General features: G+C 57.5%; 18 protein-coding genes and 1 riboswitch. Of the genes, 11 read left to right on the plus strand and 7 right to left on the minus strand.

What is annotated here, in order from left to right; translation table 11 throughout:
• The first annotated feature begins 5 nt into the window (after window positions 1–5).
• Window positions 6–623, plus strand: coding sequence for a HEAT repeat domain-containing protein (locus tag KR49_RS08840; RefSeq protein WP_043694267.1), 618 nt, complete (start codon window positions 6–8; stop codon window positions 621–623).
• A gap of 3 nt (window positions 624–626) precedes the next feature.
• Here KR49_RS08840 and KR49_RS08845 read toward each other — a convergent pair whose 3' ends face one another.
• Window positions 627–1,247, minus strand: coding sequence for a class I SAM-dependent methyltransferase (locus KR49_RS08845; protein ID WP_043694269.1), 621 nt, complete (start codon window positions 1,245–1,247; stop codon window positions 627–629).
• A 186-nt stretch (window positions 1,248–1,433) separates the two neighbouring features.
• A riboswitch (TPP riboswitch) is annotated at window positions 1,434–1,541 on the plus strand.
• 46 nt (window positions 1,542–1,587) lie between these two features.
• On the opposite strand from KR49_RS08845, the gene thiC reads away from it, so the two are divergent.
• The 4 genes from thiC to KR49_RS13365 all read left to right on the plus strand — a co-directional run bounded on the left by thiC (window position 1,588) and on the right by KR49_RS13365 (window position 6,323).
• Window positions 1,588–2,961, plus strand: a complete 1,374-nt coding sequence (thiC, locus tag KR49_RS08850; RefSeq protein WP_043697212.1) for a phosphomethylpyrimidine synthase ThiC — start codon at window positions 1,588–1,590, stop codon at window positions 2,959–2,961.
• 111 nt (window positions 2,962–3,072) lie between these two features.
• Complete coding sequence (locus tag KR49_RS13935; RefSeq protein ID WP_162176160.1) at window positions 3,073–4,515, plus strand: hypothetical protein; 1,443 nt, start codon at window positions 3,073–3,075, stop codon at window positions 4,513–4,515.
• Between the two features lie 27 nt (window positions 4,516–4,542).
• A complete protein-coding gene (locus tag KR49_RS13360; protein WP_071839725.1) occupies window positions 4,543–5,655 on the plus strand; it encodes a DegT/DnrJ/EryC1/StrS aminotransferase family protein in 1,113 nt (370 codons plus the stop codon).
• Between the two features lie 2 nt (window positions 5,656–5,657).
• Complete coding sequence (locus KR49_RS13365; protein WP_071839728.1) at window positions 5,658–6,323, plus strand: NeuD/PglB/VioB family sugar acetyltransferase; 666 nt, start codon at window positions 5,658–5,660, stop codon at window positions 6,321–6,323.
• A gap of 60 nt (window positions 6,324–6,383) precedes the next feature.
• Here KR49_RS13365 and tkt read toward each other — a convergent pair whose 3' ends face one another.
• The 3 genes from tkt to acpP all read right to left on the minus strand — a co-directional run bounded on the left by tkt (window position 6,384) and on the right by acpP (window position 9,956).
• Window positions 6,384–8,393: a transketolase gene (gene tkt / locus KR49_RS08855; RefSeq protein ID WP_043694272.1), complete on the minus strand. Its 2,010-nt coding sequence runs from the start codon at window positions 8,391–8,393 to the stop codon at window positions 6,384–6,386.
• 64 nt (window positions 8,394–8,457) lie between these two features.
• Complete coding sequence (gene fabF, locus KR49_RS08860; RefSeq protein ID WP_043694276.1) at window positions 8,458–9,705, minus strand: beta-ketoacyl-ACP synthase II; 1,248 nt, start codon at window positions 9,703–9,705, stop codon at window positions 8,458–8,460.
• Window positions 9,706–9,713: 8 nt separating this feature from the next.
• The gene (acpP, locus tag KR49_RS08865; protein WP_007099572.1) at window positions 9,714–9,956 is read right to left on the minus strand and encodes an acyl carrier protein; all 243 of its coding nucleotides are present in this window, start codon (window positions 9,954–9,956) and stop codon (window positions 9,714–9,716) included.
• Window positions 9,957–10,096: 140 nt separating this feature from the next.
• On the opposite strand from acpP, the gene psaC reads away from it, so the two are divergent.
• The 3 genes from psaC to KR49_RS08880 all read left to right on the plus strand — a co-directional run bounded on the left by psaC (window position 10,097) and on the right by KR49_RS08880 (window position 13,485).
• Window positions 10,097–10,342, plus strand: coding sequence for a photosystem I iron-sulfur center protein PsaC (gene psaC / locus KR49_RS08870; protein ID WP_006850103.1), 246 nt, complete (start codon window positions 10,097–10,099; stop codon window positions 10,340–10,342).
• A gap of 62 nt (window positions 10,343–10,404) precedes the next feature.
• Window positions 10,405–12,312: a glutamine--fructose-6-phosphate transaminase (isomerizing) gene (gene glmS, locus KR49_RS08875; RefSeq protein ID WP_043694283.1), complete on the plus strand. Its 1,908-nt coding sequence runs from the start codon at window positions 10,405–10,407 to the stop codon at window positions 12,310–12,312.
• A 21-nt stretch (window positions 12,313–12,333) separates the two neighbouring features.
• Complete coding sequence (locus tag KR49_RS08880; RefSeq protein WP_253912741.1) at window positions 12,334–13,485, plus strand: magnesium and cobalt transport protein CorA; 1,152 nt, start codon at window positions 12,334–12,336, stop codon at window positions 13,483–13,485.
• Here the strand turns inward: KR49_RS08880 and KR49_RS08885 are convergent.
• Both KR49_RS08885 and rimM read right to left on the minus strand, forming a co-directional pair.
• Window positions 13,461–14,921, minus strand: a complete 1,461-nt coding sequence (locus KR49_RS08885; RefSeq protein ID WP_043694290.1) for a mannose-1-phosphate guanylyltransferase/mannose-6-phosphate isomerase — start codon at window positions 14,919–14,921, stop codon at window positions 13,461–13,463. The two genes, KR49_RS08880 and KR49_RS08885, sit on opposite strands and share 25 nt — an antisense overlap.
• Window positions 14,922–14,988: 67 nt before the next feature.
• Entirely contained in the window at window positions 14,989–15,522 is a 534-nt protein-coding gene (gene rimM, locus KR49_RS08890) for a ribosome maturation factor RimM (RefSeq protein WP_043694293.1), read from the minus strand.
• Between the two features lie 54 nt (window positions 15,523–15,576).
• Here rimM and KR49_RS08895 point away from each other — a divergent pair, with 54 nt between their 5' ends.
• Together KR49_RS08895 and KR49_RS08900 are read left to right on the plus strand one after the other, a co-directional pair.
• A complete protein-coding gene (locus KR49_RS08895) occupies window positions 15,577–15,762 on the plus strand; it encodes an NAD(P)H dehydrogenase subunit NdhS (protein ID WP_043694295.1) in 186 nt (61 codons plus the stop codon).
• 5 nt (window positions 15,763–15,767) lie between these two features.
• Window positions 15,768–16,613, plus strand: coding sequence for an ion transporter (locus KR49_RS08900; RefSeq protein ID WP_043694297.1), 846 nt, complete (start codon window positions 15,768–15,770; stop codon window positions 16,611–16,613).
• Here KR49_RS08900 and rnc read toward each other — a convergent pair.
• Complete coding sequence (rnc, locus tag KR49_RS08905) at window positions 16,568–17,305, minus strand: ribonuclease III (RefSeq protein WP_043694299.1); 738 nt, start codon at window positions 17,303–17,305, stop codon at window positions 16,568–16,570. The genes KR49_RS08900 and rnc overlap by 46 nt on opposite strands.
• 86 nt (window positions 17,306–17,391) lie before the next feature.
• Here rnc and KR49_RS13370 point away from each other — a divergent pair, with 86 nt between their 5' ends.
• Window positions 17,392–18,246: a class I SAM-dependent methyltransferase gene (locus KR49_RS13370; RefSeq protein WP_084188015.1), complete on the plus strand. Its 855-nt coding sequence runs from the start codon at window positions 17,392–17,394 to the stop codon at window positions 18,244–18,246.
• The last annotated feature ends 20 nt before the right edge of the window (window positions 18,247–18,266 follow it).

Genomic DNA, 18,266 nt, shown 5'->3' on the forward strand with positions numbered 1-18,266 from the left:
TTCCGATGACGTCCGCTCCCGACGACCAGCGCCCCGATCTTCCCGCCCTGAGGGATGCCATCTCCAGTGGTGATCCGGTCCGGGCGATGCCGGCCCTGACCCAGCTGCGGTTCTGCAGCGATGAGGAGGCGGTGCCGCTGCTGGTGCTGGGTACCGAACAGAAACCGTTCCTGGTGCGTTCCCTCAGTTGCAGTGGCCTCGGCTACAAGCGCACGGAGCAGGGCTGGCAGGTGCTGAGCCGCCTGTTGGTGGACGACGAGGATTCGAACGTGCGGGCGGAAGCGGCCAATGCCCTGGCTAGTTATGGCGTGGAGCGGTCCTGGCCTCTGCTGCGCTCCTCCTTTGAAGCGGATGACGCCTGGTTGGTGCGTTGCAGCATCCTTTCGGCGCTGGCTGAACAACCGGAGATCGATCTGAACTGGCTGCTGGAACTGGCAACGATGGCGATCAGGGATGCCGATGGCACCGTGCGGGTCAGCGGGGCTGAAATCCTCGGCCGTGTCGTTCGGGATGGTGCTGATCAGCCCTTGGGTGATCAGGCCCGCACCCTGCTTCAACCCCTCCAGCAGGATGTTGATCACCGGGTGGTGGCTTCGGCGCTGAATGGGTTGCAGCGGGTTTGAGCGTCACTGCCGGGTGAAGTTGATCGAGTTTTGCGGCAGCAGGAAGCCTGTGACAGACCTTGTTTCCAGGCCCCAGAGCCTGAACAGTTCACGAGGAAAGGGTTCAACGAATGCGTGTTGTTGGATTAAGCCCGCTCGGCGCAGCAGATCCAGGTTCATGTGCCCTTTCTCATCGCCTTCGCAATCGTCGAGAGCGATCAAGGTGTCGGGTTTTAGCAGCTTGCCCAGCAGCTGAAGGTCCTCCTTCATCAGCCGACCATCCAGATGGAGCATGTCGAGCTTGGCTCCTTTGGAGGCGAGAAACTCGAACATCTGGGTGCTGCTTCCTTGCACCACTTGCGCTTTGCTGCCTTCAGGCAGCTGAAGGCCTGCAAATGGCTGTTGGGTGCAGGGATGCATGTCGCAGGTGATCAGCTGCACTGCCTGGCCGATGAGTCCTGCGCCACAGCCCATGGCAGCAGCACTGTTGCCGATGTAGGTGCCAACCTCTGCGATCAGCTTCGGCGCGCGCTTCTGGCTGGCCAGAAACAGGCTGAGGGCACTGCCTAGGCCGATGCTGCCGGAATTGGTCCGCTGCAGGGTGGGGTCCAGCAATCGCTGGCTGATCAAGGGCAGCAAGGTCATCTCAAACGTTGGTTTGAGATGGGTTCCTCCCTCTAACAGTTGCCGACCGAAGGCAGTGCTGAGCGTGGATGGGTTCAGCCTCAGCATCTCGAAAGGAACAGCAAAATCTGAATCGCAAGATTGTCCCAGGTCGCATGTATCCGAGCCTCATCGCTCACTCGCTTAACCGAACGCTTGCTAGCTTTTAAAAACCACTAGGGGTGCCCGGTCGTTCCTGAACGATCCCGGGCTGAGATCACACCCTCCGAACCTGAACCGGGTCATGCCGGCGAAGGGAAGTGCCCAGCGTGATCGCACCGGCCAGAGCCAACCCCTAGGTTTTCCCTCGCACGATCGACTCATGCGCGCTTCCTGGGTGTCTCCCCGTCAGGGCCAGGCCAATGTTTCGCAAATGCATTACGCCCGCCAGGGGGTGATCACCGAAGAGATGGCCCATGTGGCGAAGCGGGAGAACCTGCCGGAATCGCTGATCATGGAAGAGGTGGCCCGGGGCCGCATGATCATCCCCGCGAATATCAATCACACGAACCTCGAGCCGATGGCGATCGGCATCGCCAGCAAGTGCAAGGTGAATGCCAACATCGGCGCTTCACCCAATGCCTCGGACGCAGCCGAGGAAGTGAACAAGCTGAAGCTGGCGGTGAAATACGGTGCCGACACGGTGATGGATCTCTCCACCGGTGGCGTGAACCTAGATGAGGTGCGCACCGCGATCATCAACGCTTCCCCGGTTCCGATCGGAACCGTTCCTGTGTATCAGGCACTGGAAAGTGTTCATGGCTCGATCGAAAAGCTCGATGAAGACGACTTCCTGCACATCATTGAGAAGCATTGCCAGCAGGGTGTCGATTACCAGACCATCCACGCGGGCTTGCTGATTGAGCACCTGCCCAAGGTGAAGGGTCGCATTACTGGCATCGTGAGTCGTGGCGGCGGGATCCTGGCTCAGTGGATGCTGTATCACCACCGCCAAAACCCGCTGTACACGCGCTTTGACGACATCTGTGAGATCTTCAAGCGCTACGACTGCACCTTCTCGCTCGGCGATTCGCTCCGACCTGGTTGTCAGCACGATGCCTCCGATGCAGCGCAGTTGGCTGAGCTTCACACTCTGGGTGAACTGACACGCCGGGCCTGGAAGCACGATGTGCAGGTGATGGTCGAGGGCCCTGGCCATGTGCCCCTCGACCAGATCGAGTTCAACGTGAAGAAGCAGATGGAGGAGTGCAATGAGGCACCCTTCTATGTGCTTGGTCCTCTGGTCACTGATATCGCCCCCGGTTACGACCACATCACCTCAGCCATCGGTGCGGCCATGGCCGGTTGGCATGGCACAGCGATGCTCTGCTATGTGACCCCTAAGGAGCACCTTGGTCTGCCTAATGCGGAAGACGTGCGTGAGGGTTTGATTGCCTACAAGATTGCTGCTCACGCGGCTGATATCGCCCGTCACCGTCCCGGTGCTCGCGATCGAGATGATGAACTGAGCCGAGCGCGTTACAACTTCGATTGGAACAAGCAGTTCGAGTTGTCGCTGGATCCTGAGCGCGCCAAGGAATATCATGATGAAACGCTTCCAGCCGACATTTACAAACAGGCTGAGTTCTGCTCAATGTGCGGACCGAAGCACTGCCCGATGCAGACGAAGATTACGGATGAGGATCTTGAAGCATTAGAACAAGTTCTAAAAGTTGATCAAGCTGCTGTAAATTAAAAGTATCAGATTGACAAAACTTTTATGGGCTGTGCAGAATTTTTAAAGTGGCACCCTTCTTCTAGGAAAGCTTCTCAGCTTCAACATGAGTCTGAATATATTATTAGTGCCTTGATTCAGTCGCCTTGCAAGGGGATAGCAATTTTAAAAGATAAATATGAATTTGGCCTTCACTCTCAGCTTTGGGATGATCATGTGTTTAACACTATCATACGCCTTTCTCTTGAGAGGGTAATAAAAACCAACAGCCTGAGTCAATCTCTTAAGGACACTGTTGATTGGTTCTCAAGCCTGGATCATGAGTTGTTTCTTCCTTATGTTAGAAGAGTTGAAAATCCAGAAAGATTCAGAACAGCCTTTTGGAATGTAAACTCATATGCGCAAGTTTTGTCCTCAAGGTTCCATGACCATTGGGTCGCAGGCTCAGAAGCCAGTGAGCCACGGCCTAGCAAGCTACTTAATAACAATAAATCTTTAAAAAAAATTCTTTTTATTTTGAAAGGCCCTTATGAATTGGCTCATGTAGAATTTTTAAATGCTTTATTGCATGGCTCAAATTACTTTTCCTCTGTAATAGAGGTCCATTTGCTTTTGTTGGATGCAACCAAGAATTCTGCTAGGCATTCAGGCATTCAGGTCGTTTCTTTTTCCGAGATTAAATCCACATTTGATAAGCTTAAAAAGTATAGAAGCTACTGTTGTATGCAGGATTTTGATAGCATTTGCTGGGTAGCGTGTGTTCAGAATCTTACTCTATATATGGGCATGCAAACCTGTCCTTCTCAGGCATACTTATCCATGAAATATCATAGTATTATCATGCCTACCATACAAAAATACGCAGGTATTGGCTCGTCTTCTGTTGCATTTTCTTTTGATACGATAGATTGGTTCAGAGGAAGAGCATTTCCTCATTTAAGCCTAAAATCCAAGAATGATGAATTTTGCCTGTGTGCAAAGAAAAAGTTTTGTATAACAGATTCTTCATTTGTTATGGGCTGCTTTGTCAGAAGTGAAAAACTTCACAACATAGGCTATTGGAGGGTAATCGAAGAGTTGCTTTCTGAATTTAATAAAGCTGTATTTGTATTTGCTTCTCAGGATATACCTCTGAATATCCAAGATTACTTAAGCCGATCTCTTTTTAGGGACAGAATCAAGCATCTTGGATGGGTTGATACGAAAGCATGGTGCTATGTTTTGGATTTGTATGTAGACAGTTTTCCGCGTGGGTCTGGCAATACAATGTTTGAGGCCATTTTTGCTCATGTGCCTTGTCTAATTATGGACACTCCTGAGAACAGAGAATCATCTGCGCTTAACTATATTGATTCTACGAATGCAACTAAAAGTGCATTGGGTATCACCCGTGATGCAGATGGACATGTGATCGAAGCAAGAAAAATTATTCAATCTTCAGCATATGCTAAGTTCATTGCTGCAAACCAGTTCAATGTATTGCAACGTCTGAAGAATTCATCTCATATATTCGCGAAGGATTACTTGAACTATTTTCTGGATTCTTCTTTCACGCTTTCCTCCGATGCAAGCTAAATTGTACTTACATTTCTTGCTACTCTAATGGATCCAATTTATGTAACCAAGCCATATCTCCCTCCGTTTGAGGAAGTCTCACCTTTATTAAGGCAAATATGGGACAGGAAAATTCTAACAAATTCAGGTCCAAATCATCAGCTTCTCGAGGCTGATTTGATTCGATATTTAGGAATAAAAAATATTTCACTATTTTCTAATGGCACCTTAGCGCTCTTGGTCGCATTAAAGTCTCTAAGGCTTGTTGGGGAAGTAATTACGACTCCTTTTACATTCATTGCTACTGCAAATTCAATTTGCTGGAATAACTTAATTCCTGTGTTCGCCGATATTGATCCAATAACATTCAATCTTGATCCTGTTGATGTAGAAAAAAGGATTAACTCTAATACATGTGCGATACTTCCAGTACATTGCTACGGAAATCCTTGCGACGTTAAAGCTTTCGAGGCTTTAGGCGAAAACTATAATCTTCCTGTTGTTTACGATGCATCGCATGCATTCGGTGTTGAGATTGATAATGAATCAATTTTGAATTTTGGTGAATTTTCAACTTTGTCTTTTCATGCAACAAAGGTATTCAATACCTTTGAGGGGGGGGCAGTCGTCTCGCCAAATTTATCCGTCAAGAAGAGACTGGATAGATTAAAAAATTTTGGATTTGTTAGTGAGTCAGTTGTGGCATCAAATGGGATCAACGCAAAAATGTCAGAATTTTCTGCGGCATTGGGCTTATGTCAATTGAATTATGTTGATAAATGTATTAAGATGCGTAGAAATATAGCAAAGGTGTATTGTGAATTGCTTGCGGGAGTTAACTGGTTATCTCTTCCTTGCTATCCTGAAAACATTTTTCACAATACTGCTTATTTTCCTGTTCGAGTAGGCCTAGATGCTTTTGGGATGCGTGATTCTTTGGTTGAGCACATGAAAGAAGTTTTCGAGGTTTACCCTAGAAAGTACTTCTATCCTTTGGTATATGATTTCCCTTATTTTAGTGGTTATCATGACAAAGAGCGTTATCCCCTGCCAAATGCCACCAAGGCTGCGGCTGAAGTTATTTGCCTTCCTATTTATCCTGACCTTTCCGAAAGCGATATATCTAGGGTTGTAGAGTCAATAACTTCTTTTCGCTGTTAGTCGTGGCCAGTTTGGTAATTTTTGGCGCGGGAGGTCATGCCAATAGTGTATTTGATGTTGTTGCTGGGTATAAGGGTGTCAGAGCGGATGAACTGAAGGTAACCCTTGATAGTAAATATATAACCCCCGGCCTTTGCCTGCAAAGCGTTCCCGTAATTGACTATGAAAACTTAGGTCAAGAAGATAGTTTTCTTTATCATGTTGCTATTGGCGAGAATTTCCTTAGAGAGATTATTTTTCGTAGGTTTAAGTCTCGATTTGCTCGCGCCTCGCTTATGGATCCTGTTGTGCATTCTTCAGCTGTTGTGAGCCCTTCGGCGCGTATTGGTCTGGGTTCTTACGTAGGGGCATTTGCTTATGTTGGTCCCAACGTCGAGATTGGAATTGGCTGCGTAGTGAATACTTCGGCAGTTGTAGAGCATGACTGTCAGTTGGGCGATTTTTCTTCGCTTGCTCCAGGAGCTGTCATTGGTGGAAACGTATTTCTTGGCAAGCGCTCGTTTATAGGTTTGGGTTCCTTGGTGAAAGATAGTACTTTAATAGAGCACGATGTTGTCATCGGGAGTGGGTCTAATGTTTTGTCGTCAATAAGGTCTTCGGTGTTGGTGTATGGATCTCCTGCAAAAATTATTCGAGATAGATCGAAGAGTGAATTGGTATTTAAATGAAAACCCGACATATTTTATGTCGGGTTTTAAGTCGGTTTAGCCTGAGGTTGACGGACTTACTTACCTCAGCAGCGCCTTGGCTTTGGCCACTACGTTCTCCACGGTGAACCCAAACTCCTTGAGGCAGGTTCCACCGGGAGCTGAAGCGCCGAAGCGGTTCATGGTCACGCTGTCGCCATCGAGGCCGATGAAGCGATGCCAGCCGAAGGATTCAGCGGCCTCCACCACCATGCGCTTGCGCACGGCGATGGGGAGCACCTCTTCCTTGTAGGCGTCGCTCTGCTCGTCGAACAGTTCCACGCAGGGCATCGACACCACGCGCACCTTGCTGCCTGCTTCGCTGAGCTGCTTGGCGGCCTGCACGCAGAGGTCGAGCTCAGTGCCGGTGCCGATCAGGATCAGGTCGGGGGTGCCGTCGCAGTCTTCCAGGATGTAGCCACCCAGAGCGACCTTCTCAATCGAGGAGTTCGCCTGGTTGGCCATGCCCTGGCGGCTCAGACACAGTGCACTGGGGCGCTTGCGGTTTTCAATGGCCAGCTTGTAGGCGCCGCTGGTTTCGTTCGCATCACCCGGACGAAACACCAGCATCCCGGGCATGGCGCGCAGGGAGGGAATGGTCTCGATCGGCTGGTGGGTGGGGCCGTCTTCACCGACGCCGATGGAGTCGTGGGTGAGCACGTAGATCACACCCAGCTCACTCAGGGCCGACAGGCGCATGGAGCCGCGCATGTAATCGGCGAACACCAGGAAGGTGCCGCCGTAAGGGATCAGGCCACTGTCGTGATAGGCGATGCCGTTGAGGATGGCCGCCATGGCGTGCTCGCGTACCCCGAAGTGCAGATAGCGCTTCTCAGGCGTTTCCGGCTGGTAGGAGCCGGTTTCGCCCTTGATGTCGGTGTAGTTGGAGTGGGTGAGGTCGGCGGAGCCGCCGATCAGTTCGGGCAGGTTGGGGCCCAGGGCACCCAGGCAGATCTGGGAGTGCTTGCGGGTGGCCAGTCCCTTCTCTTCGGGGCCGGCGGTGGGCAGATCCTTGTCCCAACCCTCGGGCAGTTCGCCGCGCAGCATCCGCTCGAATTCAGCGGCTTCGCTGGGGTACTTGGTGCGGTACGCCGCCAGGGACTGGTTCCACTCGGCTTCGAGGCTGGCGCCACGGTCGATGGCCTGGCGGTACTGGTCGTAGGCCTCCTGGGGCACCTCGAAGGGGCCGTAGTTCCAGCCCAGCTGCTTGCGGGTGAGCTCAGCCTCTTCCTCGCCCAGCGGTGCGCCGTGCACACCGGCGGTGTCGCCCTTGTTGGGGGAGCCGTAGCCGATGGTGGTGGTCACCTTGATGATCGAAGGCTTGTCGGTGACAGCCTTGGCGGCCTCGATCGCCTTGGCGATGGCATCCACATCGGTGTTGCCATCCGCCACATGCTGCACATGCCAGCCGTAGGCCTCGTAGCGCTTCAGCACGTCCTCGGTGAAGGACACATCGGTGCGGCCGTCGATGGTGATGTGGTTGTCGTCGTAGAGGGCGATCAGCTTGCCCAGCTTCAGATGGCCGGCCAGGGAGCAGGCTTCCGAAGCGATGCCCTCCTGGTTGCAGCCATCACCCATCACCACGTACGTGTAGTGATCCACGATCTCGGCGTCAGCCTTGTTGAACTTGGCGGCCAGATGGGATTCGGCGATCGCGAGACCCACAGCGTTGGAGATGCCGGCTCCCAGGGGACCGGTGGTCACCTCAACGCCGGGGGTCTCGAAGGTCTCGGGATGGCCCGGGGTTTTCGAGCCCCACTGACGGAACTGCTTGATGTCCTCGATGGTGACCGAGTCGTAGCCGGTGAGGTGCAGCAGCGCGTAGATCAGCATGCAGCCGTGGCCGGCGGACAGCACGAAGCGGTCGCGGTTGAACCACTTGGGGTTCTTGGGGTTGTGCTTGAGGAACTTGTCCCACAGGGTGTATCCCATCGGGGCACAACCCATGGGCAGGCCGGGGTGCCCGCTCTTGGACTTGTTGACCGCATCAACCGCCAGGAAGCGGATGCTGTTGATGCAGAGCGTGTCGAGAGAAGCGGGAGCAGCGACCATGGTGAGTAGGAGGGAGTGCGTAAGAAATGCGTATGAGTTTGACCGATGACGTCGATGTCGCCGGTTACCTCATCTGTCGGATGGCCAGGCAGACGTTGTGGCCGCCGAAACCGAAGGAGTTGGACAGCACCGTGCCCAGTGTCTGATCCCGGGCGGTGTTGGGCACGACATCCAGATCACAGTCGGGATCTGGATTGCTGTGGTTGATCGTGGGGGGAACCACCCCCTGGCGCAGGGCCAGAACGCAGGCCACCGCTTCGATGCCGCCGGAGCCACCCAGCAGGTGGCCGGTCATTGATTTGGTGGAGCTCACAGGGATCTGCAGGGCCCGATCCCCGAGGGCGCTCTTGATCGCGGCGGTTTCGTTTTTGTCGTTCGCTGGGGTGCTCGTGCCGTGAGCGTTGACGTAATCCACATCGGCGGGATCGATGCCGCCATCCATGAGGGCAAGACGCATCGCTTCGGCACCCCCCACGCCACCCGGGCTGGGAGAGGTGATGTGGTGGGCGTCGCAGGTCATGCCGTAGCCGACGATTTCCGCTAGCACCGTGGCGCCGCGCGCTTCCGCGTGGGCCAGGGTCTCCAGCACCAGAACACCGGCCCCCTCGCCGATCACGAAGCCATCCCGTTCGGCATCGAAGGGACGACTGGCGGTGGCGGGGTCGTCGTTGCGGAAGGACAGCGCCTTGGCACTGGCGAACCCGGCAACCCCGAGGGGGGTGATCGCCGACTCCGCTCCTCCGCAGACCATGGCGTCCGCCTTGCCCAGCTGCAGCAGCCGGAAGGCATCACCGATGGCATTGGAACCAGCAGCACAGGCGGTTGCCACCGCTGAGCTGGGTCCCTTCGTGCCGAGGGCGATCGCCGCCAGGCCCGTCGCCATGTTGGGAATCATCATCGGCACCGTGAACGGGCTCACCCGTCCCGGTCCCTTGCCTTCCAGCACGTGGGCCTGCGTCTCCATCGTCAGCAGACCGCCGACGCCGGAGCCGATGATCACGCCGATGCGGTCAGCGTTGGCGTCGGTGATTTCGAGGCCTGCATCAGCAAGGGCCTGCTTGGACGCCACCACGCCGAATTTGCAGAAGCGATCCCAGCGCTTGGCTTCCTTTGGTTCGATTAGCCCCGTTGGGTCGAACGCCTTCACCTCCGCCGCAAAGCGACAGGCGTGAGCTGACGCGTCGAAGAGCGTGATGGGGGCGACCCCGTTGCGACCTCCTGTGAGGCCGCTCCAGTACTCCTCAACCGTGTTGCCGATCGGTGTGACCGCGCCGAGACCGGTGACCACGACGCGATGGAGACCCTCCACCATGCCGCTCCTCAGGCCTGCTTGTCTTCGATGTACTTGACGGCGTCACCAACGGTGGTGATGCCCTCGGCGGCTTCATCGGGGATTTCGATATCGAAGGCCTCTTCAAGGGCCATCACGAGCTCCACGGTGTCCAGCGAGTCGGCGCCGAGGTCGTTCTGAAAGTTGGATTCCGGCTTCACTTCGCCAGCATCGACGCTGAGTTGCTCCGCAACGATCGAACGCACTTTCTCGAGGATCGCTTCCTGGGACATGGGCCGTGGCAACGGGACGCTGCATCCTACGGGCACGCCTCTGGGGCGCCAGAGCCGGGCGTTAACAACGGTGACGGCCCAGCTCTGGGAGGGTGTCTTGGCGGGTACGTTTGGCGCCAAGCCTTCCATCAGCACCGGGCATGTCCCACGCCGTCAAGATCTACGACACCTGCATCGGCTGCACCCAGTGCGTGCGTGCCTGCCCTCTCGATGTGCTCGAGATGGTGCCCTGGGACGGGTGCAAGGCCGGTCAGATCGCCTCTTCGCCGCGCACCGAGGACTGCGTCGGCTGCAAGCGCTGTGAAACCGCCTGCCCCACCGACTTCCTCAGCATCCGCGTCTACCTGGGCGATGAGACCACCCGCAGCATGGGTCTGGCGTACTGATCGTCCCAACCTCCCTTTGAAAACCCCATAAGCTCTGCCCGGCCACAGCCGGGCTTTTTTGTATGTGCGGAATCGTTGCGCTGGTCGGTTCCCGTGAGGCGGCCCCACTGTTGCTGGAGGGCCTGCGCCAGCTCGAATACAGGGGGTATGACTCCGCCGGCATCGCCACGGTCGACTCCAGTTCCCTGGATTCAGGCAGCGGCGTGCTGCACTGCCTGCGAGCCAAGGGAAAGCTCGTCAATCTCACGGCTCGTTTCGACGAGCAGGGGGCTCCAGGACAGTGCGGCATCGGCCACACCCGCTGGGCCACCCATGGCAAGCCGGAAGAGCGCAACGCCCATCCCCACCGTTGCTGCGATGGCGGTGTGGCGGTGGTGCAGAACGGCATCATCGAAAACCATCGCAGCCTGCGCGATGAGCTGCAGGCAACCGGAGTGGTCTTCCAGTCGGAGACCGACACCGAAGTCATTCCTCATTTGGTGGCTGCCGAGCTGAAGCGGCTCCAGGCGGGTGGTGGTCAGGCCGGAGGCCCCCTGCTGCTGCAGGCTGTGCAGGTGGTTCTGCCTCAGCTGCAGGGGGCCTATGCCCTGGCGGTGATCTGGCAGGACGCTCCCGGAGCTCTCGTGGTGGCCAGGCGCGCCGCGCCCTTGCTGATCGGTCTGGGGGAGGGGGAGTTTCTCTGTGCCAGCGACACGCCGGCCCTGGCCGGTTTCACCCGCACGATCCTGCCGATGCAGGACGGCGAGGTGGCCTTGCTGTCCCCTCTCGGGGTGGAGCTCTACGACGCCGAGGGGCAGCGGCAGCAGCGCATGCCTTCGGTTCTGTCCGGCACTGATCATGTGGCCGACAAGCGCCACTTCCGCCACTACATGCTCAAGGAGATCCATGAGCAGCCGGAGACGGCAGAGCTCTGGGTGGCCCGTCATCTGCCGCAAGGCCTGGCACCGGAGACGCCTGTGGCGCTTCCCTTCGACGATGCCTTCTATGCCGGCCTCGAGCGTATTCAGATCCTCGCCTGCGGCACCAGTCGCCATGCCGCGCTCGTGGGGGCTTATCTGCTGGAGCAGTACGCCGGGATTCCCACGGCGGTCCATTACGCCAGTGAATTCCGCTATGCACCGCCTCCGCTGGCTCCGCACACCCTCACGATCGGTGTGACCCAGTCCGGCGAGACCGCCGACACCCTGGCGGCTCTTGCCATGGAGGCGGAACGGCGGACGGCTCACGGTGACCCGGCTTTCGCACCGCGACAGCTGGGTGTGACCAACAGGCCGGAAAGTTCCCTCTCCCGTCAGGTGCCCCACATCCTCGACATCGGTGCCGGCATCGAGGTGGGTGTCGCCGCCACCAAGACCTTCCTCGGACAGCTGCTCGCCTTCTATGGCCTGGCGATGGCTTTTGCGGCCCAGCGCGGCAGCCGTTCGCCGGATGAGATCAAGGCCATGGCCAACGAGCTGCGCCAGCTGCCACAGCAGCTGCAGGAGCTTGTAGAGCTCCATGATCGCCAGTCCGAAGCCCTCGCCCATCGGTTTGCTGAAACCCAGGACGTGATCTTTCTGGGCCGGGGCATCAACTACCCGATTGCCCTTGAAGGCGCGTTGAAGCTCAAGGAGATCAGCTACATCCATGCCGAGGGCTACCCGGCCGGGGAGATGAAGCATGGTCCGATCGCCCTGCTGGATGCCCATGTCCCCGTGGTCTCCATCGCCGTTCCGGGTGCCGTCTTCGAGAAGGTGCTCAGCAACGCTCAGGAGGCCAAGGCCCGTGACGCGCAGCTGATCGGCGTGGCTCCGCAGGGTCCGGACACGGACCTCTTCGATGAGCTGCTTCCGGTCCCGGAGGTGAGCGAGTGGATCAGCCCGCTGCTCACGGTGGTTCCGATGCAGCTGCTGAGCTATCACATCGCCGCCCATCGCGGACTGGATGTGGATCAACCCCGCAATCTGGCTAAGAGTGTGACGGTGGAGTGATGCGATCCGATGGCTGGCGGCATGTCGGTGGAGCTGAATCGAAGCCTCCACGGTCGCCAGGTCCGGCGCAGCAGTGATGCCGTTCGCCCGAGGCGCCTCAGCGAGCGTCCAGGGGATCTGCCTGGGCCCCTGTTCGTCCATGGCGGCATCGCCCCCACCGTGCTCTCGGCGCTGCGCTTCGATCCCGAGGCCGTTTCCACCCATCAGCACCTCACACCTGATCAGCTGAGTGCCCTGGTGGACAAGGGCGTTCCCCTCTGGGTTCGCATCAAGGGGCTCGGAGATCCGCTCCTGCTGGCGGAGGTGCTCAGGATGCTGCAGATTCCCGACGATCTGCATCCCGTGCTGCTCGAGACACCGCAGCGCACCCGAGTCGATGCCCTTGGCGAGTGTCTTCAGGTGGTGACCCATCGCCTCCACATGGGCGCGAATGGTCGGGTCATCAGCGAACAGGTGGGGGTGGTGCTGCTGCCGAATCTTGTGCTGTCCGTCGAGGAGGTCCCCCGGCCGGTCTCCTTCCCGGAACTCACGCAGTGGCTGAAGCAGCTGCCGGAGTCGCCGGCCCGCGGTCATCTGGACGACATCTTCTTCTTTCTGCTGGATGAGGTGCTCGATGACGTGCTGCCTCTTCTGGAAACGCTGGCGGACCACCTGGACGATCTTGAGGAAGCATCACTCCGGCGACCGTCGCCGCGGGTGCTGCAGAGGGCCTATGCCATCCGCGCCACGCTGCGCCGCATCCGCACCATCATCTGGCCGTTGCGCAGTCAGCTGATCGTGCTGATCCGTCAGGGGAAACGCCTGCTGGATCGTGAGGCTCTGCGCGGGTTCCGGGAGGTGAACACCCACGTGGATGTGCTGTTCGAAACCACCGAACTGCTGCGGCATCAGTGCGACGGTGTGACCACCAGCTACATGGCCAGCATCAGCAACCGCATGAATCAGGTGATGAAGGTGCTCACGATCATTTCGAGCATCTTCGTGCCACTCACCTTCATCGCCGGGGTCTACGGCATGAACTTCAATCCGGAGTCATCCCCCTGGAACATGCCGGAGCTGGATGCCCGCTACGGCTACCCGATCTGCCTGGCGGTGATGTTCGGTCTGTCGGTGGTTCAGATCAGCTGGTTCTGGAAACGCGGCTGGTTTCAGGACTGGACCGGGATGCGCTGATCGCTGCGGCCGTAGCGGTCTTCGAAGCGAACGATGTCGTCCTCCCCGAGATAGGTGCCGCTCTGAACCTCGATCAGCTCCACAGGGATCTTGCCTGGGTTGGAAAGGCGATGACGGCACCCCAGGGGGATGTAGGTGCTCTGGTTCTCACCGAGCAGTTGCTGCTCGCCGTCGCGTTCCACCACGGCGGTGCCGCGAACTACCACCCAGTGTTCGGCGCGGTGGTGGTGCATCTGCAGCGACAGGCTGGCCCCCGGTTTCACCGAGATGCGCTTCACCTGCCAGCGGCTGCTTTCCACCACGGAGGTGTAGTGGCCCCAGGGGCGGTAGATCTTGCGGTGGGCCTTGCCTTCCGGGCTGCCATCGGCCTCCAGCTGTTTCACCACCTTCTTGATCTCCTGTGCCCTGGAGCGGTCGGCGATCAGCACAGCGTCATCGGTCTCCACCACCACCAGGTTCTCGACGCCCAGACCCACCACCAGTCGGTGCTCGCTGCGCAGGTAGCAGTTGCGGCTGCCTTCGCTGATCACCCGGCCCTGCAGCACGTTGCCATTCCCGTCCCGGTCGGAGGTTTCCCACAGAGCACTCCAGCTGCCCACATCACTCCAGCCGGCATCGAGTGGAAGCACCGTCCCAAGTTCGGTTTTTTCCATCACCGCCACATCAATGGCGATGTTCGGACACTTCGCGAAGGCTTCTCGCTCGAGCCGCAGAAAGTCCAGATCCGCAGTGTCCTGCTCGAGGGCTGCCCGGCAGCAGCTCACCACCTCTGGTGACAGGCGTTCCAGCTCCGCCAGCATCGCGCTGGCCCGGAACAGGAACATGCCGCTGTTCCAGGTGAAGCGTCCCGTGCTGAGAAAGGTTTCCGCCGTGGCTCGGTCGGGTTTCTCCACGAAGCGGGCGATCGGCACATCCTGAAGCGGGCCGCCGGAGAAGGGCTGGGCGGCTTCGATGTAGCCATAACCCGTTTCCGGTGCCGTCGGCACGATGCCGAAGGTCACCAGTCGTCCTTCCTCCGCCGGTCGCCGGCCGGCTTCCACCACTGCACGGAAGTGGCTGGCATCGCGGATCACGTGATCCGCGGCCAGCACCAGCAGCAACGGATCCGCGCCATCCGCCGTCGCCTGCAGGGCCGCCACGGTCACCGCCGGGGCCGTGTTCCGTCCCATCGGCTCCAGCAGGATCGCGTTCGGTTCCACATCGATCTGCCGCATCTGTTCGGCCACGATGAACCGGTGGTCTTCGTTGCAGATCAGCAGCGGCGATCCGAGGCCGTCGAGGCCATTCAGTCGTTGCTGGGTCTGCTGCAGCAGGGTCGACTCACCATCGCCGCTGAGAGCCCAGTACTGCTTCGGGTAGCTGGCGCGCGACAGCGGCCAGAGACGGGTCCCGGTTCCGCCACAGAGGATGACGGGGATCAGTGGGGTGGCAGCCAAGACATCCGCTCATCCAGGGCTCAAGGATCGCCTGATGGCAGGTGCTTTGTCGACTGGCAGGACGGGTTCAAAGCTCCAGCAGCCCCGGCGGCGGCGTCAGCAGCAGCCAACCTTCCTCCGCAACCACGCGCGGCACGATCGCCTCCACGAACGGCACCAGCACCCGGCGTCCATCCTTGAGCTCGATTTCCAGCAGATCGTTGCCTCCGCTGATCAGATCCGTCACCCGACCGATCGCTGGCCCCTGCGGGTCGAGGCGGGCGTCCAGATCCACCAGATCGAGCAGGTGGAATTCCCCCTCCTCCAGCTCCGGCCGATCGTCAGCAGGCACCAGCAGCTCACGCCCCACCAGGGCCTCCGCGGCGGCGCGATCGTCCACTCCTTCGAAATGCACCACGAACAACGACTTCCCCGGCAGTTGGCGACCGCGGACCAGGGCGACTTCCTGGCGATGGCCCCCTGCAGCTGCCTTGAGCCAGCGGGGGCCAGGGCGGGTGAAGCGTTCCGGGAAGTCGCTGCTGGGATTGATCCTCAGGTCTCCCTGCAGTCCCTGGGCCCCGACAACCCGTCCCACCATGAGCCAGTCCTCGCTGTCATCCATGCAGTGGTCGATCGCTCTGCTGATAATGGCGTCAGACCAAACCGTGCCCGATCCATGGCGAGCGCTGCAGCCCCGATCCTCCCTGGCTCCACGGTCACCGTTGAGGATGTGACGTCGATCTACAACGGTTACACCGGCTTCGTTCAGCGGATCAGTGGTGATCGAGCTGCAGTGCTGTTCGAGGGTGGTAACTGGGACAAGCTGGTGACGCTTCGGCTGAGGGATCTGAAGCCCGCCTGATCGATATGCCCGTTCCGCGACGTTTGCGCTCCCGACTGAGAACGGTCGTTCTGGAAGCGGGCACACCGGCAGGAAAGCTCTACAACATCATTGTTTTCGGGGCGATTCTGTTGAGTGTTCTGGCTCTGATGCTGGAACCGGATCCTTTCGGCAACACCGCCCTGCGGCAAACCAATGTGGCCTGGATCGATGCGATTCAGAACATCTGCCTGGCTGTTTTCTCGGTCGACTTCTTCTTGCATCTGTATGTGAGTGAACGGCCGAAACGGTATTTCTTCAGCTTCTACGGGCTGGTTGATTTCACTGCAGTTCTGTTCTTCTTCGTGCCGCAGGTGCGCAGTGAAATTCTGCTCTGGGTGTTCAAATTCGGCCGAATTCTGCGTGTTTTCAAGTTGCTCCGTTTTGTCGATGAAGCACGGGGAATGGGGCAAGCCTTGCGCACCAATGCCCGCACGATTGCGGTGTATCTGTTTTTCGTCGTCATGCTGCAGGTGGTGCTGGGCTATTTCATTTTTGTGATTGAAAGTGTCAACCCAAACACCCAGTTCAAGACTGTGGCCAATGGCGTGTACTGGGCCATCGTCACCATGACGACCGTCGGCTACGGCGACTACGTTCCCCAGACATCTCTAGGGCGGCTGCTGGCTTCGGTGGTGATGCTGCTCGGATTCGGCATCATCGCGATCCCCACCGGACTTCTGACGGTCTCCGGCCTGAAGGACCATCAAAGCCGTCAGGCCGTCCGCCCAGAAGCCTGCGTGGCCTGTGGACGGCGTGGACACCGTGTTGATGCGAGCCATTGTGATCATTGCGGGACATCGCTCGACGTTGATGTTGCTGCTGAGCTCTGATGCCGGATCAGAGCCAGTGCTTCCCTGGCGGCCTGCTGCTCAGCATCCTTACGGGATTTTCCGAATCCTTCGGCGCTCGTTTCCCCGGCCACGGAGACGATGCTCCGAAACCGCTGCGGGTCGCCATGGTGTTGGCTGATCTGCTCAGTGGCATAGACCGGGAGGCCGTGCCCGAGACCCTGGCTGTATTCCTGAAGGCTCGATTTGCTGTTGAACCGTTCCGGGTGGCGCAGCATCTCCGCACTTGAGCTGTTCCAGTGAGGAGTGAGCCAGGTGAGGACGGTATCGATCCCCGAGCTGGTGAACACAGCGCCGATCATCGCTTCGGTGATTTCCGCCAGGATCGTGTTGGTGGCGGTGGTGTCATGACGCCCCTTCTCACCCATGTCGATCAGCTCCAGCAAACCGATCTGATCACCGAAGATCGCAAGCCAGCGATCGCTGACCAGCCATGCCCGCAGCTCGGACTTCTGGCCGACACTGAGTTCCCCCTGGTGTTGACGTAAGTATTGCGTTGCCGCCAGCCGCAGCACGGCATCTCCAAGAAACTCCAGTTCTTCGTGATTGCTGGATCGACCAGCAGAGGTGTGGGTCAGAGCTTCCTGCAGAGGTTCTGTGTTGATGACATCCAGCGCCTGTTGATTCAGCCATTTCAGCAGCTTGTCAGCTTTGTTCACTTCCGGTGAGGACATGACAGCACCAGCTGGCTTGACGATTTTAGTTTGTTGCGATGCAGCTGCATGCAAACAAGTTAAATTGGCTTAAAAAGTATTGATCGATGTCCATCCGGTTGAACCGACTCAGAAGTCTTGATGAATTTCATGACTATTGCCATCGTTACGCACCGCAGATGGAGGCTCATTTCGCAAGAGTCAATGATGCTCTTGCATGGGTTGACGATCAGAATCAAACGCGCTTCAAGGCTTTTTCCTATCCTGCTGGTCGCAAGGTTCAAATGATTGTGAACCGGCAACAGGTTGAAGGACGCTGGATCAGGAACGACAGAGAATCATTTGTGTGCCCTAAAACAGGGTTGAATAACAGGATGAGAGCCTCGATTCATCTGATGGATCTTGTGGCTGATTTGTATCCCGATTCTCGTATTTATCTCACTGAACAGGTCACATCGCTGTTTCGTGCCGTGCAACGGCAATACCCCGACTGTGTTGGTAGTGAATACCTTGGTGAGAACTTTTCTCCTGGAATGGTCAATGCAGAGGGTGTTCGGCATGAAGATCTCGAACGATTAAGTTTTGCTGACCAATCATTTGATCTCGTTATGAGTTTTGATGTGCTTGAGCATGTCGTGGACGCTCACCGTTCGATGCAGGAGGTTTTTCGCTGCTTGGATGGCGGAGGAACATTCATCTGGACAGCACCGTTTGATTCCGGGAGAAAGCAAAATACAGTGCGTGCTGTCGTTCAGGACGGTGAGATTGTTCATCTCATGCCACCGGAGTATCACGGGGATCCGATGAAGCCTGATGGTGTTCTCTGCTTTCGTTACTTTGGCTGGGATGTACTTGATCACTTGCGAAATATCGGCTTTCAAGATGCCTATGTTTTGTTGGTGCACTCTGAACTGTATGGCTATGTTGGGCGCCCACTCAGCTTTTTCGTGGCTAAAAAGTGAGAGTGCTGACGGATCCGCCA

It is taken from the genome of Synechococcus sp. KORDI-49, from assembly GCF_000737575.1.
In the GTDB taxonomy this organism is placed as follows: Bacteria; Cyanobacteriota; Cyanobacteriia; order PCC-6307; family Cyanobiaceae; genus Parasynechococcus.

Coding starts and splice junctions, on each gene's coding strand:
- thiC (WP_043697212.1), top strand. CDS start 1,588: ATGCGCGCTTCCTGGGTGTCTCCCCGTCAGGGCCAGGCCAATGTTTCG.
- KR49_RS08840 (WP_043694267.1), top strand. CDS start 6: ATGACGTCCGCTCCCGACGACCAGCGCCCCGATCTTCCCGCCCTGAGG.
- KR49_RS08900 (WP_043694297.1), top strand. CDS start 15,768: ATGCCCGTTCCGCGACGTTTGCGCTCCCGACTGAGAACGGTCGTTCTG.
- KR49_RS13370 (WP_084188015.1), top strand. CDS start 17,392: ATGTCCATCCGGTTGAACCGACTCAGAAGTCTTGATGAATTTCATGAC.
- KR49_RS08895 (WP_043694295.1), top strand. CDS start 15,577: ATGGCGAGCGCTGCAGCCCCGATCCTCCCTGGCTCCACGGTCACCGTT.
- acpP (WP_007099572.1), bottom strand. CDS start 9,956: ATGTCCCAGGAAGCGATCCTCGAGAAAGTGCGTTCGATCGTTGCGGAG.
- fabF (WP_043694276.1), bottom strand. CDS start 9,705: ATGGTGGAGGGTCTCCATCGCGTCGTGGTCACCGGTCTCGGCGCGGTC.
- psaC (WP_006850103.1), top strand. CDS start 10,097: ATGTCCCACGCCGTCAAGATCTACGACACCTGCATCGGCTGCACCCAG.
- KR49_RS08880 (WP_253912741.1), top strand. CDS start 12,334: ATGTCGGTGGAGCTGAATCGAAGCCTCCACGGTCGCCAGGTCCGGCGC.
- KR49_RS08845 (WP_043694269.1), bottom strand. CDS start 1,247: ATGACCTTGCTGCCCTTGATCAGCCAGCGATTGCTGGACCCCACCCTG.
- glmS (WP_043694283.1), top strand. CDS start 10,405: ATGTGCGGAATCGTTGCGCTGGTCGGTTCCCGTGAGGCGGCCCCACTG.
- tkt (WP_043694272.1), bottom strand. CDS start 8,393: ATGGTCGCTGCTCCCGCTTCTCTCGACACGCTCTGCATCAACAGCATC.
- KR49_RS13360 (WP_071839725.1), top strand. CDS start 4,543: ATGGATCCAATTTATGTAACCAAGCCATATCTCCCTCCGTTTGAGGAA.
- rnc (WP_043694299.1), bottom strand. CDS start 17,305: ATGTCCTCACCGGAAGTGAACAAAGCTGACAAGCTGCTGAAATGGCTG.
- rimM (WP_043694293.1), bottom strand. CDS start 15,522: ATGGATGACAGCGAGGACTGGCTCATGGTGGGACGGGTTGTCGGGGCC.